This is a genomic window from Microbacterium sp. NPDC056044 (assembly GCF_042267145.1).
Lineage (GTDB): Bacteria > Actinomycetota > Actinomycetes > Actinomycetales > Microbacteriaceae > Microbacterium.
The window spans coordinates 269,331-286,173 of sequence record NZ_JBHJWZ010000004.1 but is presented as its reverse complement, the minus strand read 5'-3'; the positions used below and the strand labels follow the sequence as shown (position 1 = coordinate 286,173).

Genomic DNA, 16,843 nt, shown 5'->3' with positions numbered 1-16,843 from the left:
AGCGCGTCGACCCCGGCGTGCCGAGTAAGATTGCGGCCGATGACGCCGGCACCGCTCCTCTCTATCGTGGTACCGCTGTTCAACGACGGGGAGACCATCGAGGCCACCCTGGAGAGCTGCCTCGGGCAGACGCTGCCTGACATCGAAGTGGTCTGCGTCGATGATGCCTCGACCGACCAGACGGTTCAGGTCGTCGAGCGCTTCCAGGCCCGCGACTCCAGGGTCCGCTTGATTCGTCACGACACGAACCGATCGGCGCTCCAGGCCAGACGCACGGGTATTCTCGCGGCCGCCGCCTCGCACGTGCTGTTCGTCGACGGCGACGACGAACTGGAGAAGAACGCCGCTCGCACGGCCATCGCTCACGCGAGGAGGTCTCGCGCCGACGTCGTGGGTTTCGGCGTGACTGTCGTCGGGCAGGATGGCCGAACGGGCGGATCGTACGAACAGCGGCTCCAACCGACCCACCGCGCTCTCAACGGGACGGATGTGCTGCGCGGCCTCTTCCCTGTGGGCGAGCCTGCGCAGGGGCAGCTTTGGCGCCACCTGTTCACGTCGAGGATCCTGCGGGACGCATACGCGATGCTCCCGGAAGACCTCGTGCTGTCACGCGTCAACGACCTCCCGCTGGCGTTCCTGGTGGCCGCACTTGCGGAGCGATACGTCTCGACGCGCCATCGCCTCTATCGCTATCACCTCGGGCGTGGTGGCAGCGGGCACCGCGTCGACAGCATCGATCGGGCGCAGTTCTACGCAGGCGCGATCGACTCCGTCGAGAGCATCCGTCCGGCGGTGGACGCACTCGCCAGCAGGCACCCGGACCGCCGACTCCTGCTGAGCGCCTACGAATCGGTACGGCAGTCGATCATCGGATACGTGTGCCACCAGGTCGTCACTCGCAGTGACGACCGAGTAGTCGCAGATGCACTCGAGCTGGTTTATGCGCGCTCGTCTCCCTCCGACGTCTTCCGCGCCACTGCCCGCTTCTATCCGGATACGCTGACGGACCTGGCGCGATTCGCACCTCATGAGCCTCTGGACGCGGAGCCCGTCCGCAATGTTGTCCTCGCAACGTCGTCTTTGACGGCCGGCGGCGTGACGGAAGTGCTCTTGGCGCAGGCGCGCTACCTCACCGAAAACGGCCACCGTGTCGTGATCGTCGCGCGGAAGCCAGGCAGCGATCGCGCTGCGCTGCCCGCAGGCGTGAAATTCGTCGAACTGAGTGGTCGCGGACTGAGCGCCCAACTGGAGGAATGGGCGGACCTCTGCCGCTCGGACGCGATCGACGTGGTCATCGACCACCAAGTGCTGCACACGCCACACTGGCCGGCATTCGCACTGATGGCGCGGTCGGAGGGGGCGGCGACGATCGGGTGGGTGCACAGTTTCGTCGCCCGCCCCGTTTATGAGGGCACCGATCGATTGACGCGGCTGGAACGGTACAGCGGCGCGCTCGCGCTGCTGGTCGTTCTGTCGCCTCTCGATGTGAGCTACTTCAAGCTTCGAAGCGTGCGCCATGTGGCCTACATGCCGAATCCGCCCTCTTCCCTGCTGCGCGCCCCTGGGGAATTCCCTGCCCCGCGATCCGCGCCTCTGGGTCGTGTCTCACTGGCGTGGTGGGGTCGGCTGGAGGAGTCGACAAAACGGATCAGCGAGCTGCTCAGCGTCTCCCAGAAGTTGTGCGACCTCGGTGTGGACTTTCACCTGACGGTGATCGGTCCGGATTCCGACGGCACAACCGCACGACGGTTCAACGCCGATGCGCGTCGGCTCGGCATCGACGACCGCGTCCGCGCTGTGGGGCCGTTGCACGGCGCACCGCTTCTGGACGCCATCGACGCCGCAGACGTCTTCGTGTCCACAAGCATCATCGAGGGCTACCCGCTCACCATCGCCGAGGCTCAGTCGCGCGGGCTCCCGGTAGCGATGTACGAGTTGCCGTGGTTCAGTCTGCTGCGGGACAACGGCGGCGTTGTGACGGCCCCTCAGGGCGACGCGGGTTCGCTCGCGCGACAGATCGCACAGCTCATCGCTGAACCAGACCGCTACGTGGCCGTGTCCAAAGCCTCGCTGCTGGCCTCGCACCGAGCGCGTGAGCCCGACCTCGGCAGTCTCTACGCTGAACTCCTCGCTGGCGAACTGCCCGCCGAATACTCGCCCGAACCGACGCAGGCAGACTCTGCACTGCTCCTCGCGCTCATGACGTTCTATGCCGAGCGCGGCGCGTCTCGAGCGCGCTCGAGAGGTGGTTTCGGCGCGAAGGCACGAGTCCGCGCGACCCTGATCGGAATACCCGGCGTGGCACGCGTCGCGCGGCGCGTGAAGCGTTGGTTACGGCGCTGATGAGGTCACGGAGCGGCAGGAGTCTCCGTCGGCGCCGGCGTCGGTACAGGGTCGGTCGGCTGCGGGGGCGGCGTCTCCTCCGGCGGTGACGACGGTTCGGGCGTCGGCTCCGTTGTCGGTACTGGCGTCGGCTCCGACGTCGGCGGGGAACTAGGCTCCGGCACCGGGCCGGGATCCACGACTCCCCCGCTCCCAGAGTCAGGGTTGCCTCCGGTGTCAGTGCCGCCTCCGGTGCTGGTGTCGGAGCTGCCGCCCCTCTCAGCATCACCGCCCTGCCCTCTGACAGGCTGCCGCGTCGAAATCTCCGTCGGTGTCGGGGTGGGGGAAGGGGTACGCGCAATCGTCCGCGACACGATCACAAAGGTGCTCACCCGTCCGCCGTCTGGAGACTCTGCCATCAGCGTGTACGCGCGTGAAGCCTCCTCGCACGGGTACGACACGAGGAACGTGGAGACGCTTGTGGGCAAGTTGTCGTGAAGTGGCTTCTCGAACGCGTCGATCTCGTTCGGTGCCGAGGCGATCGCGACGCGGGAAGCGCCGTCGATCGTCCAATTCAGTGGAACTTGTGTCTTGCCTTCTGGAGCGATGCACACAGCTGACGCAGAACCAGAAGTGAAGCTCTCGATCGTCGGCGCGTCGCCGTCCGCACCCGGAGTCACTCGAACCTCCGGGACCTCCGACGTAGTACCCGGAGCGGCGATCGCGGCGACGGCGCCGAGTGCGACCAGTATGGCGGCGCTGGTTACGACTACGGCGGCGGCGCGGCGCCGACGACTATGCTGAACCGCTCGTCGGAACCGTTCACGACGGGATGCGGTCTGTTCATTCTCCGCAGGCACCGGGAGAGGCGACGTGGGCGCATCCACCATCGGCGTGCTCACGGCGGTGGCCGCGGGCACTGCGGCTTTGGAGAGAGACTCTTTGGCTCGTACCACGCTTGCGGCTCCCACTGCTCCGCCGGGCTTCTTCGTCCAGGCGAGATAGTCGTCGATCACGGCGTCAGTCTGACCGTCGGCGACCAATTCTCCCTTATGGATCCACAGCACACGCTCGCAGGTATCCCGTAGTGATCCTGCCGAATGGCTCACGATCATCACGAGACCTGCAGAATCGCGAAGAGCACGGATCCGCTCTTCACTCTTGAGCTTGAAGCGTCGGTCCCCCACCGAGAGGGCTTCGTCGATGAGGAGGATCGAGTGAGGCCGCGCCGACGCGATGGCGAAGCGCAAGCGCGCCGCCATTCCAGACGAATACGTTCGCATCGGGTGGTAGAGGAACTCGTTGAGTTCCGCGAAGTCGGCGATCTCGTCGACGCTCGCGGCCGCCTCCTCGGGGCTGAAGCCCATGGCGAGCAGGCCGAGCTTGATGTTGTTCTCTCCCGAGAGTCCAGGCACGAGAGCCGCGTTCACGCCCAGCAGCACGGGGCGGTCCGCCGCCCAGATGGATCCTTGCGAGGTCGGGATGAGACCGGTCATCGCGCGGAACAACGTCGATTTCCCCGACCCGTTGTGGCCGACGACGCCGATCGTCTCCCCCTCGGAAGCCGTGAAGCTCACACCTCGAAGAGCGTGAACGGAATGGAGGGCACGGCCACCACGCAGCGCATTCATGCTGAACATCGCGTCGCGCGCGGTCAGGCGCTTGCCCGAGGCGTACACCCGGTACGTAACGTGCGCGTCGTCGGTCACGATCATCGGGCGCGGCGACGGTACGCCCGGGGTCGTGGCCGATCCTGTAGTGAATTCAGTCACTGAGACCGTACCTTGCCTCGTCGCGCCAGAAGAAGACGACCCCGAACAGGATGCCGAAAGTCGCCCACGCGAGCGCGGCCACCCAGGCGATGGCAGGCGCGGTGTAACCGGTCAGCATCACGTCGCGGGAGATCGCGATGAAGTCGTACGTGGGGATGAGCTGCACTGCGGTGAGGAGGATCGGGTAGTCGGCCAGCGCGCCATCGACGCTGAAGAAGATCCCGCTTGTGTAGAAGAGAATCCGCGTGATGATCGGGATGAACTGCTGTACATCGCGGGTTCGGACTGACATGCGCGCGACAACGAGGGCGACGCCTAGATTGAAGACCGCCATCACCGCAAGAATCGGCACGAGGAGAAGCCACGACCATGCCAGTGGCTCGCCGAACACGAGCAGGAGGATTCCCAGGAGCACCACAACCGGGACCATCCTCATCGCCTGCTCGGCGACGACAGACACGGGCAGGAGAATGCGCGGAAAACCCAGGCTTTGAACCAGTTTGGCGTTGCCAGTGATCGCCTTCGCGCCCTGACTGAACGAACCCGTGAAGAACTCGAAAACGAAAACACCGACGATGAGATACTGCAGAAAGTTCGCAGGTCGCGCGGCGCCCGACAGGAGGAAATGGAAGATCGTGCCGTACACGAGCGCAACGGACAGCGGTTTCAGTACGATCCACAGCACACCCAACCGGTTGAGCAGCAGATCGGCAGTGAGACGATACCCCGCGAGCGTGAGAGCAAAACTTCTGCGTCGCCAAGTCTCGGCTAGGTAGGGAAGGAGAGCGGGCCGCTGACCTACTCGCTGGAGGCCCGCCGCCGGCGGCGCCTCCATGTCAAGCTGGGCCATTGCCTTGCCTTTCCGATTGGGGGGGTGGTGTCCCCGCGCGTTCTCTACCGCAAGCGGGCCATCAGCGATCTTATCCCGAGCGCCACGCGCCTTCACCGTGTGCCGGCCCGCCGGCGCCCGAGAGAGCGGTGCTCATGCCGGCGCACGCACTTCTGCGGCACTTGCGCCGCAGAAACCGCCTGAGGACCAAGGCCTTGGCGAGTGAGCTGGAATGCAGTCCGCGGGTCAGTCGGTGTGCCCTCCGGGCGTTCAACCCGTCGAGTAGTCGGCGTTGTACCGGTCGAGAACGTCCTCGATCGCAGCATCCATCGCCAAACGCCCCTTGTCGAGATAGAGGCCGCGTTTGCAGAAGCGGCGGAGGTCACCCTCGCTGTGGCTGACGAAGAACAGCGTGCGGCCATCGGCCAGAAGCTCGTCGATGCGCTGATAGCACTTCGCTCGAAACGCCTTGTCGCCGACCGCGAGCACCTCGTCGACGAGCAGCACGGGCTCGTCGAGCTCCGAGACGACAGAGAACGCGAGACGAACCTTCATTCCGTTCGAGAGGTGCTTGTACGGGGTGTCGACGAAGTCGCCGATCTCAGCGAAGTCAAGGATGCCGTCGAACCGGCGGGCGACCTCGGCGCGCGGCATCCCGTGCAGTCCCGCGGTGAGATAGATGTTCTCGCGCACCGTGAGATCTCCCACGAATCCGCCCGTGATCTCGATGAGGGGCGCGACGCCGCCGTTGACTCGCACAGTGCCCTCGTCGGGGAGGAGCACTCCTGCGACCAGCTTCAACAGGGTCGACTTGCCCTGGCCGTTGCGACCCACGACCCCGATCGACTCACCCGGCGCGACTGTGAACGACACGTCGCGCAGCGCCCAGAACTCGCCAGGGCGTGCGCGACGCTGCGACCCTGCGAAGAGGTCCTTGAAGCTGCGGCGTCCGCGCCGGTTGCGGCGGAACCGAACTCCGAGGTCCGCCACCTCGATCGCGTGTTCGGATGCCAGGGATGCCTCCGTCATCACAGCTCCTTCAGCACGGGACGCTCAAGCCGACGGAACACCCAGACACCGAGGCCCAGTATCGCGAAGCAGAGGACCGCCCCGACGCCGATGACCCAGGAGTCCCATTCCTCAGGGAAGAAGCCGACCCGGTAGAGGGCGAAGATGCCGGAGAGCGGATTGAACGCTGCGAGTGTCTCGAACGCACCCGGGAGATTCTCCACGCCGTAGATGACGGGCGACGCGTAGAACAGCGCGCGCAGGATGAGGCGCGTCGTGCGCTCGAGGTCCGTGTACATCACGCAGAGCGGCGCGACGATCAGTCCGAGCCCGACGAGCAGCACGACCTGCAGCAAGACGGCGACCGGCAGCCACAGAATGCCCCAGTTGAGTTGCGCGGGCGTGCCGGTGAACTGCGAGACGACGACGAAGAGCACGATCACCGGCAGTGAGCAGAGGAACTCGACGCCTTTGGTCAGGACGATGCGGTTGACCCAGATCGAACGGGGAATGGCCGTCGATCGCACGAGCCGGGCGTCCTTGCTGAAGGCCTTGGTGAAATCGGACACCGCAGTGTTGAACCAGACCCACGGCAGCAGCGCCGTGATGAGGAAGACGATGTACGGCTCGTGCCCGACGGTGCGGTGGAAGATCTGCGTGAAGACGAACCAGTAGATGGCGCTCATGACGAGCGGGTCGAGCACCGACCACAGGTAGCCGAGTGCGCTCGTCGCGTATCGCACTCGCAGATCGCGTGCCGACAACAGCCACAGCGAATGCAGATAGCGCTGCGGGGATCCGGCAGCTCCGACGGCGGCAGTGGTCACCTGAAGATCCTACGGGCGCGGACTCAGGCGAGCTGGTTGTTCCACATCGACAGCGCCGACCCGATGGCCATGTGCATATCGAGGTACTGGTAGGTGCCCAGGCGGCCGCCGAAGAGGACGTCCTTCTCCCCCTTCGCCAACTCCCGGTAGGCGAGCAGACCGTCGCGGTCCTGAGGAGTGTTGACGGGGTAGTACGGCTCGTCTCCGCGCTCGGCGAACCGTGAGAACTCGCGCATGATGACGGTCTTGTCCGTCGGGTAACGGTCGGCGCGCTCGGGGTGGAAGTGCCGGAATTCGTGGATGCGGGTGTACGGCACGTCGGAGTCGGCGTAGTTCATGACCGAGGTCCCCTGGAAGTCCCCGACGGGAATCACTTCCCGCTCGAGGTCGATGGTGCGCCACGAAAGGGCGCCCTCGGCGTAGTCGAAGTAGCGATCCACAGGGCCGGTGTAGACGATCGGGAGCTGACCGACGGTGGCCTTCTTGTTGAGCGGCTGCGACTCGTCGAAGAAGTCGGTGTCGAGTTTCACCTCGATGCGGGGATGGTCTGCCATCCGCTCCAGCCAGGCCGTGTAGCCGTCGGTCGGCAGCCCCTCCCACGTGTCGTTGAAGTAGCGGTTGTCGTAGGTGTAGCGCACCGGAAGGCGGCTGATCACCTCGGCGGGCAGGTCCTTCGGATCGGTCTGCCACTGCTTGGCGGTGTAGTCGCGGATGAAGGCCTCGTAGAGCGGCCGCCCGATCAGGGCGATGCCCTTCTCCTCGAGGTTCGCGGCATCCTTCGCATCGAACTCACCGGCCTGCTCGTGAACGAGGGCCCGCGCCTGCTCCGGCGAATAGGCCGCCTGGAAGAACTGGTTGATCGTGCCCAGGTTGATGGGAAGGGGGAACACGACCCCCTTGTGGTTCGTGTAGACGCGGTGCACGTAGTCGGTGAACGTCGTGAAGCGGTTGACGTACTCCCAGACACCAGGGTTCGACGTGTGGAAGAGGTGCGCGCCGTACTTGTGCACCTCGATGCCCGTAGCGGGGTCGTCCTCGCTGTATGCGTTCCCGCCGATGTGCGGACGACGGTCGATGACCGTGACCTTGCGACCGGATGCCGCCGCCCGCTCAGCGATGGTGAGACCGAAGAGGCCGGAGCCGACGACAAGCAGATCCATACGGCGCACGCTTTCTCCCGAGCGACCGGGGTCTTCGACGTCGGCGGCCGCACACCGCCGACCTCGAAGTCTACGCGGGTGCCGTCGACCGGTGATCGCCGGCGACGCATTCCCCGACTCCCAGCCAGATCTCGTAGGCTCGTCGCGCCATGACACACGAGATCTTCGTCCCCTTCTGGGGAGACCCCGGTCTGCTCTACCTGACCGTCGAGTCGGTCCTCAACCAATCGGATCCCGACTGGCGGCTCATCGTCCTCGACGACCAGTACCCCGACGAGAGCGTCGCCGACTGGTTCGCCGGCCTCGATGACGAGCGGGTCGTGTATGTCCGCAACGAGACGAATCTCGGCATCACCGAGAACTACCGCGAGGCGATTCGGCGCGCGACGAGCGAGCACATCACGATCCTCGGCTGTGACGACCTCCTCCACCCCAACTACCTCGATGTCGTTCGCGCGACGATCGCCACCGTTCCCGACGCGGACGTCGTGCAACCCGGCGTCCAGGTGATCGACGAGCACGGCACCGTCGTCCGCCCGCTCGTCGACCGGGTGAAGTCCGGCCTCCTCGCCCCGCGGCGCGGGCACGGCGTCGCCGTCCTGCGGGGAGAAGCGATGGCGACGAGCCTCATCAGGGGTGACTGGCTCTACTGGCCCTCACTGACCTTCCGCACGGAGACCATGCGTCGCATCGATTTCCGCGAGGGGCTGCCGATCATCCAGGATCTGGCGCTGCTGATGGACATCGCCTTCGAGGGTGGATGCCTCGCCTACAACCCGACGCTCTCCTTCTCCTACCGCCGCCACGGCGCCAGCGCGTCGCAGAAGACGCTCCTGGACGGACGACGCTTCCGCGACGAGCGGACCTATTACGCCCAGGCGCGCGCGCTGGCCCGCGGCAAGGGGTGGCGCAGGACCGCGACGACGGCGCGACTGCGCGTGATGTCGCGGCTGCACGGGGTCGCCGAGCTCCCCGGCGTCATCCGGCACGGGAACGGCACCGGGCTACAATCGACGCTGGCGCACATCTTCGCCTTCTAACGCCAGGGCTGCGTTCCGAACGAGCGCGTCCGTCCTCTCTTCAGGAGATCACGTCATGCCCGAGCACGTGCTCATCACCGGTGGTGCAGGTTTCATCGGAACCCGCCTCGCGCGACGGTTCGCAGACGCGGGGCACTCGGTGACCGTCCTCGACTCGCTGATCCCCCAGGTGCACGGCGACGACCCGCGGACGACGTCCCCGCTGCTGCGCTCGCTCGACGGTGTCGCGACGGTGATCGAGGGCACTGTGACGTCGGTCGACGATCTGCGCACGGCGCTGGACGGTGCCGGGATCGTCGTCCACCTTGCCGCCGAGACCGGAACCGGGCAGTCGATGTACGAGATCGACCGCTATGTCGAGGCGAACGTGGGCGGCACCGCGAAGCTGCTGGACCTCCTCACCAATGAGGACCACTCCGTGAAGCGCCTCGTCATCGCCTCATCGCGGTCGATCTACGGCGAGGGCGCGTACCGCACCGAAGACGGGCGCGTCGTGTATCCGCCGCACCGCGCGGACGCCGACATGTCGCACGGCGACTTCGACGTGCACATGCGGGGCGAAGGCCCGGTGGCGATGATCGCGACGGACGAGTCCGCCAAGCTGCACCCCTCCTCCGTCTACGGCATCACGAAGCAGATGCAGGAGTCCCTCATCATGACCGTCGGCCCCACCATCGGGGTCGAGTCGGTCGCGCTGCGGTATCAGAATGTCTACGGCCCTGGCCAGTCGCTCAAGAACCCTTACACGGGCATCCTGTCGATCTTCTCCACCCTCATCCGGCAGGGCAAGGAGATCAACATCTTCGAGGACGGCCTCGAGAGCCGGGACTTCGTCTACATCGACGACGTCGTCGAGTCCACCTTCCGCGCTGCGACCATGCCGTCGGCCGCCGGGCACACGATCAATGTCGGCAGCGGCGTGGCGACGACGGTCAACGAGGTCGTCGAGTCCCTGTTCGCGGCGTTCGGGGCGTCCGTTCCCACGACCGTGACGGGCAACTACCGCCTCGGCGACATCCGCCACAACGTCGCCGACACCTCCCTCCTGCGCGATGTGCTCGAGTACGAGCCGCAGACCGACTTCCGCACCGGTGTCGCCCGCTTCGTCGAGTGGGTGCAGACGGAACCCGTCGAAGAGAGCGGATACGAGCGCTCGCTAAAGGAGATGGCCGAGCGGAGCCTGCTCAAGTAATGGTCACCGCCCCCACGTCGAGTCGCGCGTTCCCGCACAGCCGCAACAGTCTCAACCTCTTCCGCCTCATCCTCGCGGCGGCGGTGCTGTTCGCGCACGCGTTCTACATCACCGGCAACGGGCACGGGCCGATGCTGCACGGTGAGAACCTCGGAGGCTGGGCGGTCGCGGGGTTCTTCGTCCTGAGCGGCTTCCTCATCACGGGCAGCAGGTTCCGTCATTCGACGGGCGACTTCCTGGTGCATCGCATCGCGCGCATCTACCCGGCGTTCCTCGTCGTCCTCGTGGTGACGGCGCTCGTGTTCGCCCCGATCGCGGGGCTGCTCGAGCGCGGCGAGCTCAGCGGGTTCATGACCACCCCGGTCACGCCGCTGGAGTACATCTGGGGCAACATCGGGCTGCACGTCAACTCGTACACGATCTCGTGGACGCTGCAGACCGTGCCCTACGCCGGCGCCTGGAACGGCTCGCTGTGGACGCTGTACTACGAGTTCTTCTGCTACATCATCGTCTGGACGCTCGGCTTCCTGGCGATCTTCCGCCGCACCGTGTGGTTCCCCGTCGCGCTGTGGGTGTGCGCGGTCGGCGTCCAGGCGACGATGGGCTTCTGGACCAAGCTGGGCCTCGACGGCGACTTCACCCTGCTCTTCAAGCTCCTGCCCTACTTCCTCGGCGGAGTGGTCGCCTATGTGCTCTTCGAGCGCTGGGGCATGCGTCGCTGGATCGGGATCGCGAGCCTCATCGTCGCACTCGTCCCGATCTTCCTCATCCCCGGCTTCGGTGGCCAGCTCGCCGCACCCTTCCTCGCGTACGGGCTGCTCTGGCTGAGCACGGTCGTGCCGCAGCCGCGACTGATCGCCAAGCACGACATCTCATACGGCTTCTACATCTACGCGTGGCCGACCGCCCAGTTGCTCATGCTCGTCGGCGCCGCCGGCGCGGGCGTCTGGGTCTTCATGGGTCTCAACGTCCTCGTGACGATCGTGTTCGCCACCGCCAGCTGGCTGCTGATCGAGCGCCCCGTCATGCGCGCCACCCGACGATCGCAGAAGGCGCGCACCGCCGCCGTCGCCACGGCACCGGCTGCCGACGCCGCCCCCTGACACCGCTTCGCCCTCTTCCCGCAGCCTCGGGCCGCGGCATCCCGATTGGTAGAATCCTCCCCATGCCTCGCGTGCTCGTCGACCTCCTCTCGTACTCGGGCACCAAGGGCGGCATGGAGGTCTACGCACGCGAGCTCTACCGCCGGCTGGGCGAACTCGCGCCGACGTGGGAGTTCATCGGGTACTTCAGCACCGAGGGCTACGCGCTGGACCGGTCCTGGTTCCCGGGCGAGGCGATCGACTCGGGCATCAGCGGCGAGAACCGCTTCGCCTGGGCGTACGGCGAGCTCTTCTCGGTCGCACGCCAGGCACGGAAGCTGGGCGTCGACCTCATCCACTCGCCGGCAACCCTCGGTCCTCGTCGCACCGATATGCCGACCGTCGTCACGATGCACGACATGCTCTACTGGAGCCACCCGGAGTTCATGTCGACGCCGCTGTACACCGAGCCGGTGAAGTGGATGGAGCGCCAGGTCGCCAAGAACGCCTCGCACATCATCACGGACAGTCCCGGGTCGGAGTCCGAGATCCACAAATACCTCTCCGTGGATCCCGCGCGTGTGCATGTCGTGCCCCTCGCCGGCGGACACCCCGAAGGCGTCGATCGCTCGCTCGCCGGTTCGGAGGGACCGCTGATCATCGCGATGGGCAACCGCCGGCCCCACAAGAACTGGGGGTCGCTCCCCCAGGCGATCTCGCTGCTCCCGCCGGAGCGTCGCCCCCGCGTGGTCATCACGGGCGGTCGCGGCGACGACCCGCTGGCGCCGCTCGTCGAGGAGCTCGGCGTGGGACAGTGGGTCGAGCTCCGTGGCTGGGTGAGTGACGAGGAGGTTGCGCATCTGTACTCGACCGCGACCGCGCTCGCGATCCCGTCGCTCGCCGAAGGGTTCTCACTGCCGACGCTCGAAGCCATGGGCGCCGGTGTGCCCGTGCTGCTGAGCGACATCGACGTGCACCGCTACGTCGGAGGCGACGCCGCGCGCTTCTTCCCGACACAGGACATCCCGGCTCTCGCCAAGGTCATCGACGAGGTCGTGAGCGACGCCGACCTGCAGGCGAAGATGACGACCGATGGCTACGCACAGGAACGCCGCTTCACCTGGGAGCGGACAGCGCGCGAGACGCTCGCTGTCTTCGAGCTCGCCCTCGCGAGCTGAGTCGGCCGTCCTTCACGAACTCCCCGATCCCCGCCCTCGAAACGAAAAGAGGACAGACATGTCAACCAGCAAGCGTGCACTCGTCACCGGCATCACCGGGCAGGACGGCGGGCATCTCGCGGAGCTGCTGCTCGCCGAGGGCTACGAGGTGTTCGGCCTCGTGCGCGGGCAGAACAACCCCCGCAAGGCCGCGGTGGAGGCAGAGTTCCCCGAGGTCGCACTCATCGAGGGCGACCTGACCGACCCCGCGTCACTGGTGCGGGCCGTGGAGCGCTCCGACCCCGACGAGGTCTACAACCTCGCCGCCGTCAGCCACGTCGGCTTCTCGTTCACGAACCCCACGCTCACCGCGGACGTGACCGGCAAGGGCGTCCTCAACCTCCTCGAGGCGCTGCGGATCACCGGTCGTACCGAACGGACCCGGTTCTACCAGGCATCCACCAGCGAGATGTTCGGAGGCCTCGACTACAACCGTCCCGGCAACGGCTACGCCGAGGACTCGCTGTTCCACCCCCGCAGCCCGTACGGCGTCGCCAAGCTCTACGGACACTGGATCGCGAAGAACTACCGCGAGAGCTACGGGATGTTCGTCTCCTGCGGCATCCTCTTCAACCACGAGGGCGAGCGCCGGGGCAAGGAGTTCGTCACCCGCAAGATCACCGATGCCGTCGCCCGCATCCACCTGGGACTGCAGTCGCACATCGAACTCGGCGACCTCTGGCCCAAGCGCGACTGGGGCTACGCCGGTGACTACGTGCGCGGAATGTGGCAGATGCTGCAGCACGACACTCCTGACGACTTCGTGCTCGCCACCGGCGAGACCCACTCGATCGAGGACTTCCTCACGCTGGCGTTCGCCGAGGTCGGCATCGAGGACTGGCGACCGCTCGTGAAGCAGAATCCCGCGTTCCTGCGACCGGCGGAAGTCGACATCCTGCTCGGCGACCCCGCGAAGGCCGAGACCGAACTCGGCTGGCGTCGCGACGTCGACTTCCCGGGCCTTGTGTCTCGCATGGTGGCCCACGACATCCGCGTGCAGCAGGGCGACGGAGCCGGGCCGTCGGCATGACGGCGCCCACGCTGGCGGTCACCGGTGCCACCGGCTTCGTCGGCCGGCATGTCGTCCGCCTCGCGCACGAAGCGGGGTACGACGTGTGGGCCATCGGACGGGAGCAGGCACCACCCGCCGAGATCGCCCCGATGCTGTCGCAGTACTCGCAGGCTGACCTGACCACCGCGTGGCCGGTCACGACGCCCGTGGATGCGGTGATCCACCTCGCCGGCCTGGCGGCGGTGGGTCCGTCCTTCGCCGCCCCGCAGCGGTACATCGAGGCGAACAGCCGCATGGTCACCGCCATGTGCGAGCCGATCCTCGCGTCGGGGCATCCGACCCGGATGCTGATCGTGAGCTCCGGAGCGGTCTACGCTCCCCGAGCCGACGGCGAGCCGATCGACGAGTCGTCGCCCACCTCCGCCAACTCGCCGTACGCGGTCGCGAAGCTGCTCGTCGAATCGCAGGCGGCGTACTACCGCCATCGAGGCATGGACGTCAGCATCGCACGGCCGTTCAACCACATCGGCCCCGGCCAAGACCTCGGCTTCCTTGTTCCCGACCTCGCCCAGGCGTTGAAGACCCTCAGTGCCGACGAACCGCTCCACGTGGGCAACCTCGACACCGCCCGCGACTACACCGATGTGCGGGATGTCGCGCGTGCGTACCTCGCCATCGTGTCGAGCGAACGTCGCCAGAGCTTCGTGTACAACGTCGCCTCGGGCGACAGCCGCACCGGCCGGGAGATCCTCACCGCGATCAGTGAGGATCTGGGGAGCCCCATCCCGCCGATCGTGGTCGACGCCGCGCGACTCCGCCCGGGCGACCCCGAGCGGATCACCGGATCGGCAGAGCGCCTGCGGACCGAATTCGGCTGGACGCCTGAGATCGGCTGGCGCCGCTCCATCACCGACTTCATCGCCACGATCGACGATCGCGCACCGGTGCGCTAAACGGCGATACCCGGCTGCGTCACCGATTCGACCTCGGGATGCCGCCACACGGCGACCACGTGAACACACAGTCCGACCGCCGGAGGCACCAGCAGCGCCAGCGTCAGTCTCGTCTCGAAGGGCAGCGGCAGCAGCATCGTGCCGATGGTGAGGCCGGCGGCGACCACCCATCCCGCGACGTACGGGACGTGCCTGTTGCGACCGATCAGCGCCGGCCCGGTGACGCACATCATGCCGACGAGCCCGGCGCCCACGGTGACGGTCGCCATCATCGCCGACGTCACCGTGTACTGCCCGCGCGATACCAGCCCGATCACCCACGGGCCGACGAACCACGCGACAGCTGCCAGCAGCCCGACGGCGACGAACGCCAGGGCGAGCGCGGAGAGGATCCGCCGCATCACCGCGCGACCGGCGTCGCGGAAGACCGAGATGAGATAGCTCTGCAGAGCGAGCAGCGGAACGACCAGCGGGGCGCGTGTCAGCGTGATGGTCAGGATCAGTCCCGCGAGGATCGTCGGATCAGTCGCTCCTCCGGTAAGCCCGAGCAGCAGCGGCATGCCGTTCATCATGACGCCCATCGCCGTCGCGGCCAGGACCGTCCCCCCGGTGTTCACGAGCAGGCGCCCCAGCCGGACATCGAGCCGGAAAGCGCCGACCACCCTTCGGCGCATCCCCAGCCACACAGCGAGGAAGGCGAGACCGAACGGGACCGAGACGGCCGCCGCCACCAACTCGGCCGGCCAGCCCGCAGCGAAGGCGATGATGACCAGCACCGCGCGACAGACCGCGTCGATGATGGTCAGCCATGCGACAGCGGTCCACAGGCGCAGGCCGTAGAGCACGCCGCCGAGGACCGCGACCAGAACGTAGCCGACGAGGCCGACGGCGAGGGAGGTCGCGAGCGCGGCCGTCGGGCCCGGGAACACCGCCGACCCGGCGACGAGCGCGACGATCGTCACCGCGGTCACGACGACGCCCATGAGGATCAGCGCGAAGTCACGGATGACGGCGTCGGGAGGCGAGGCGTCGGCGGGACGGGCCGCGCGGGTGACCTCCTGCTGCACACCCGACAGTGCGGCGACGCAGAGGTACAGCGTCGACCAGTACATGGAGAACGTGATGTAGGCAGAACCCGCCGGCAGGAGCGCCGGCGCGAGAAGCTGGATGGCGTAGCCGAGGATGCCCGCCACCGCGGTGGCGATGAGGATGGCGCGAAGTCCGGCGCCGGCTCCTTCAGCCTTCATCAACCGTGCGGTCTTCGCCGTCCTGTGGCGCGACGGGGTCGGCGTGGGGCGCCGCCGCCGGTCCTCCGGTGCCCGGCTCGAGGCCGGCGTTGCGACGGAGCTCCTCGACCTCGGTACGGAGAATCGCGACGTCCTCGGCGACGCGACGCACCTCGTCCTCCGCCTGCGAGAGCTCCCACGAGAGATGCAGCGCGACGCCGATCAGCAGCACGAGGGCCAGAGCGAAGATGAGATTCGAGGGGACCGCAACGCCCAGCGCGTCGGAGAGTCCGAGCAGCAGTCCGGGGAAGATCGCCAGGATCAGGATGACGATCCCGATCAGCAGCCACAGCGTCGCATACTTCTCACGCAGCTGGCGGCGCAACAGGAGCGAGATGATGAGGGCCAGGACGAGCAACGCCAGGCCGATGCCCGCGATGACGATCATGCGCTGACCTCCAGCGTCCGGCGGCTCCCGCGCATGAGTGCGAGCGACAGCGCGAACACCGACCTCAGCAGGTACACGGTGGCCCCGATGGGGTTCTGGCTCGGCTTGCCGTGCACCCGGGGACGCATCGCGACGGGTACCTGGGTCACCGTGAGGCCCGAGTGGATGGCGCTGACGAGCGAGTCGACGGTGTCACCGAGGTATTCGGCCGGGTAGTAGTGGACGTACTGGTCGATGGCGCGCCGGTTCGCCGCGCGGAACCCGCTCGTGACGTCCGTCAGACGGGTCTTCGCGACGCGCGAGAGCACGCTGGCGAGAAAGACCATCGCCCAGCGTCGCGGCCCCTTCGCCTGGTAGTCGCCCACCTGTGCGAATCGCGCACCGATCGAGATGTCGGCCAGATCGAGCCCCGCAAGCACCAGCGGGATGTCCCGCGGATTGTGCTGGCCGTCCGCATCGACCTGGATCGCGCGCTCGTAGCCGTGCCTCTGCGCGAACGTGAATCCCGTGCGCATGGCCCCGCCGACGCCCATGTTGAAGGGGAGGACCAGCACGCGGGCACCGGCCTCGCGTGCGACCTGAGCGGTGTCGTCGGTCGAGCCGTCGTCGACGACGACGACGTCGTAGTCGGAGGACTGGCCGAGGATCTCGCGAACGGTGTTCCCGACATTCCGGGACTCGTTCCATGCGGGCACGATGATGAGCGTGCGCTCGGAGTGCTCAGGCATGGTGAGCCCATCCTATCAATCGGCTGT

General features: G+C 67.0%; 15 protein-coding genes. 7 read left to right on the top strand and 8 right to left on the bottom strand.

The window, feature by feature from the left end; genetic code table 11:
• The first annotated feature begins 39 nt into the window (after positions 1–39).
• Entirely contained in the window at positions 40–2,343 is a 2,304-nt protein-coding gene (locus ACFC1I_RS13185; protein WP_376010008.1) for a glycosyltransferase, read from the top strand.
• 5 nt (positions 2,344–2,348) lie between these two features.
• On the opposite strand, the gene ACFC1I_RS13180 is transcribed toward ACFC1I_RS13185, so the two are convergent.
• The 5 genes from ACFC1I_RS13180 to glf form a co-directional block, all read right to left on the bottom strand.
• Positions 2,349–4,037: an ABC transporter ATP-binding protein gene (locus ACFC1I_RS13180; protein WP_376010005.1), complete on the bottom strand. Its 1,689-nt coding sequence runs from the start codon at positions 4,035–4,037 to the stop codon at positions 2,349–2,351.
• Positions 4,038–4,086: 49 nt separating this feature from the next.
• Positions 4,087–4,944: an ABC transporter permease gene (locus ACFC1I_RS13175; protein ID WP_376010003.1), complete on the bottom strand. Its 858-nt coding sequence runs from the start codon at positions 4,942–4,944 to the stop codon at positions 4,087–4,089.
• A 249-nt stretch (positions 4,945–5,193) separates the two neighbouring features.
• Complete coding sequence (locus tag ACFC1I_RS13170) at positions 5,194–5,952, bottom strand: ABC transporter ATP-binding protein (RefSeq protein ID WP_376010001.1); 759 nt, start codon at positions 5,950–5,952, stop codon at positions 5,194–5,196.
• Positions 5,952–6,758, bottom strand: a complete 807-nt coding sequence (locus ACFC1I_RS13165; RefSeq protein WP_376009998.1) for an ABC transporter permease — start codon at positions 6,756–6,758, stop codon at positions 5,952–5,954. The genes ACFC1I_RS13170 and ACFC1I_RS13165 overlap by 1 nt, the downstream gene beginning before the upstream one ends.
• A gap of 23 nt (positions 6,759–6,781) precedes the next feature.
• A complete protein-coding gene (gene glf, locus ACFC1I_RS13160) occupies positions 6,782–7,918 on the bottom strand; it encodes a UDP-galactopyranose mutase (RefSeq protein ID WP_376009996.1) in 1,137 nt (378 codons plus the stop codon).
• Between the two features lie 149 nt (positions 7,919–8,067).
• Here glf and ACFC1I_RS13155 point away from each other — a divergent pair, with 149 nt between their 5' ends.
• From ACFC1I_RS13155 to ACFC1I_RS13130, 6 genes are all read left to right on the top strand, one after another.
• Positions 8,068–8,958, top strand: a complete 891-nt coding sequence (locus tag ACFC1I_RS13155) for a glycosyltransferase (RefSeq protein ID WP_376009994.1) — start codon at positions 8,068–8,070, stop codon at positions 8,956–8,958.
• A gap of 55 nt (positions 8,959–9,013) precedes the next feature.
• The gene (locus ACFC1I_RS13150; protein WP_376009992.1) at positions 9,014–10,150 is read left to right on the top strand and encodes an NAD-dependent epimerase/dehydratase family protein; all 1,137 of its coding nucleotides are present in this window, start codon (positions 9,014–9,016) and stop codon (positions 10,148–10,150) included.
• Entirely contained in the window at positions 10,150–11,253 is a 1,104-nt protein-coding gene (locus tag ACFC1I_RS13145; protein ID WP_376009990.1) for an acyltransferase family protein, read from the top strand. Before ACFC1I_RS13150 ends, ACFC1I_RS13145 begins: the two co-directional genes overlap by 1 nt.
• Positions 11,254–11,315: 62 nt before the next feature.
• Positions 11,316–12,410: a glycosyltransferase family 4 protein gene (locus tag ACFC1I_RS13140; protein ID WP_376009987.1), complete on the top strand. Its 1,095-nt coding sequence runs from the start codon at positions 11,316–11,318 to the stop codon at positions 12,408–12,410.
• Positions 12,411–12,468: 58 nt separating this feature from the next.
• Positions 12,469–13,479 (top strand): GDP-mannose 4,6-dehydratase, encoded by a 1,011-nt coding sequence (locus ACFC1I_RS13135; RefSeq protein WP_376009985.1) that lies wholly within the window; start codon positions 12,469–12,471, stop codon positions 13,477–13,479.
• The gene (locus ACFC1I_RS13130) at positions 13,476–14,414 is read left to right on the top strand and encodes an NAD-dependent epimerase/dehydratase family protein (protein ID WP_376009983.1); all 939 of its coding nucleotides are present in this window, start codon (positions 13,476–13,478) and stop codon (positions 14,412–14,414) included. Before ACFC1I_RS13135 ends, ACFC1I_RS13130 begins: the two co-directional genes overlap by 4 nt.
• Here the strand turns inward: ACFC1I_RS13130 and ACFC1I_RS13125 are convergent.
• The 3 genes from ACFC1I_RS13125 to ACFC1I_RS13115 are packed head-to-tail and all read right to left on the bottom strand — an operon-like array spanning position 14,411 to position 16,816.
• Positions 14,411–15,661 (bottom strand): hypothetical protein, encoded by a 1,251-nt coding sequence (locus ACFC1I_RS13125; RefSeq protein ID WP_376009981.1) that lies wholly within the window; start codon positions 15,659–15,661, stop codon positions 14,411–14,413. The two genes, ACFC1I_RS13130 and ACFC1I_RS13125, sit on opposite strands and share 4 nt — an antisense overlap.
• Entirely contained in the window at positions 15,651–16,088 is a 438-nt protein-coding gene (locus ACFC1I_RS13120; RefSeq protein ID WP_376009978.1) for a DUF2304 family protein, read from the bottom strand. The genes ACFC1I_RS13125 and ACFC1I_RS13120 overlap by 11 nt, the downstream gene beginning before the upstream one ends.
• The gene (locus tag ACFC1I_RS13115) at positions 16,085–16,816 is read right to left on the bottom strand and encodes a glycosyltransferase family 2 protein (protein WP_376009975.1); all 732 of its coding nucleotides are present in this window, start codon (positions 16,814–16,816) and stop codon (positions 16,085–16,087) included. Before ACFC1I_RS13115 ends, ACFC1I_RS13120 begins: the two co-directional genes overlap by 4 nt.
• Positions 16,817–16,843: the final 27 nt, after the last annotated feature.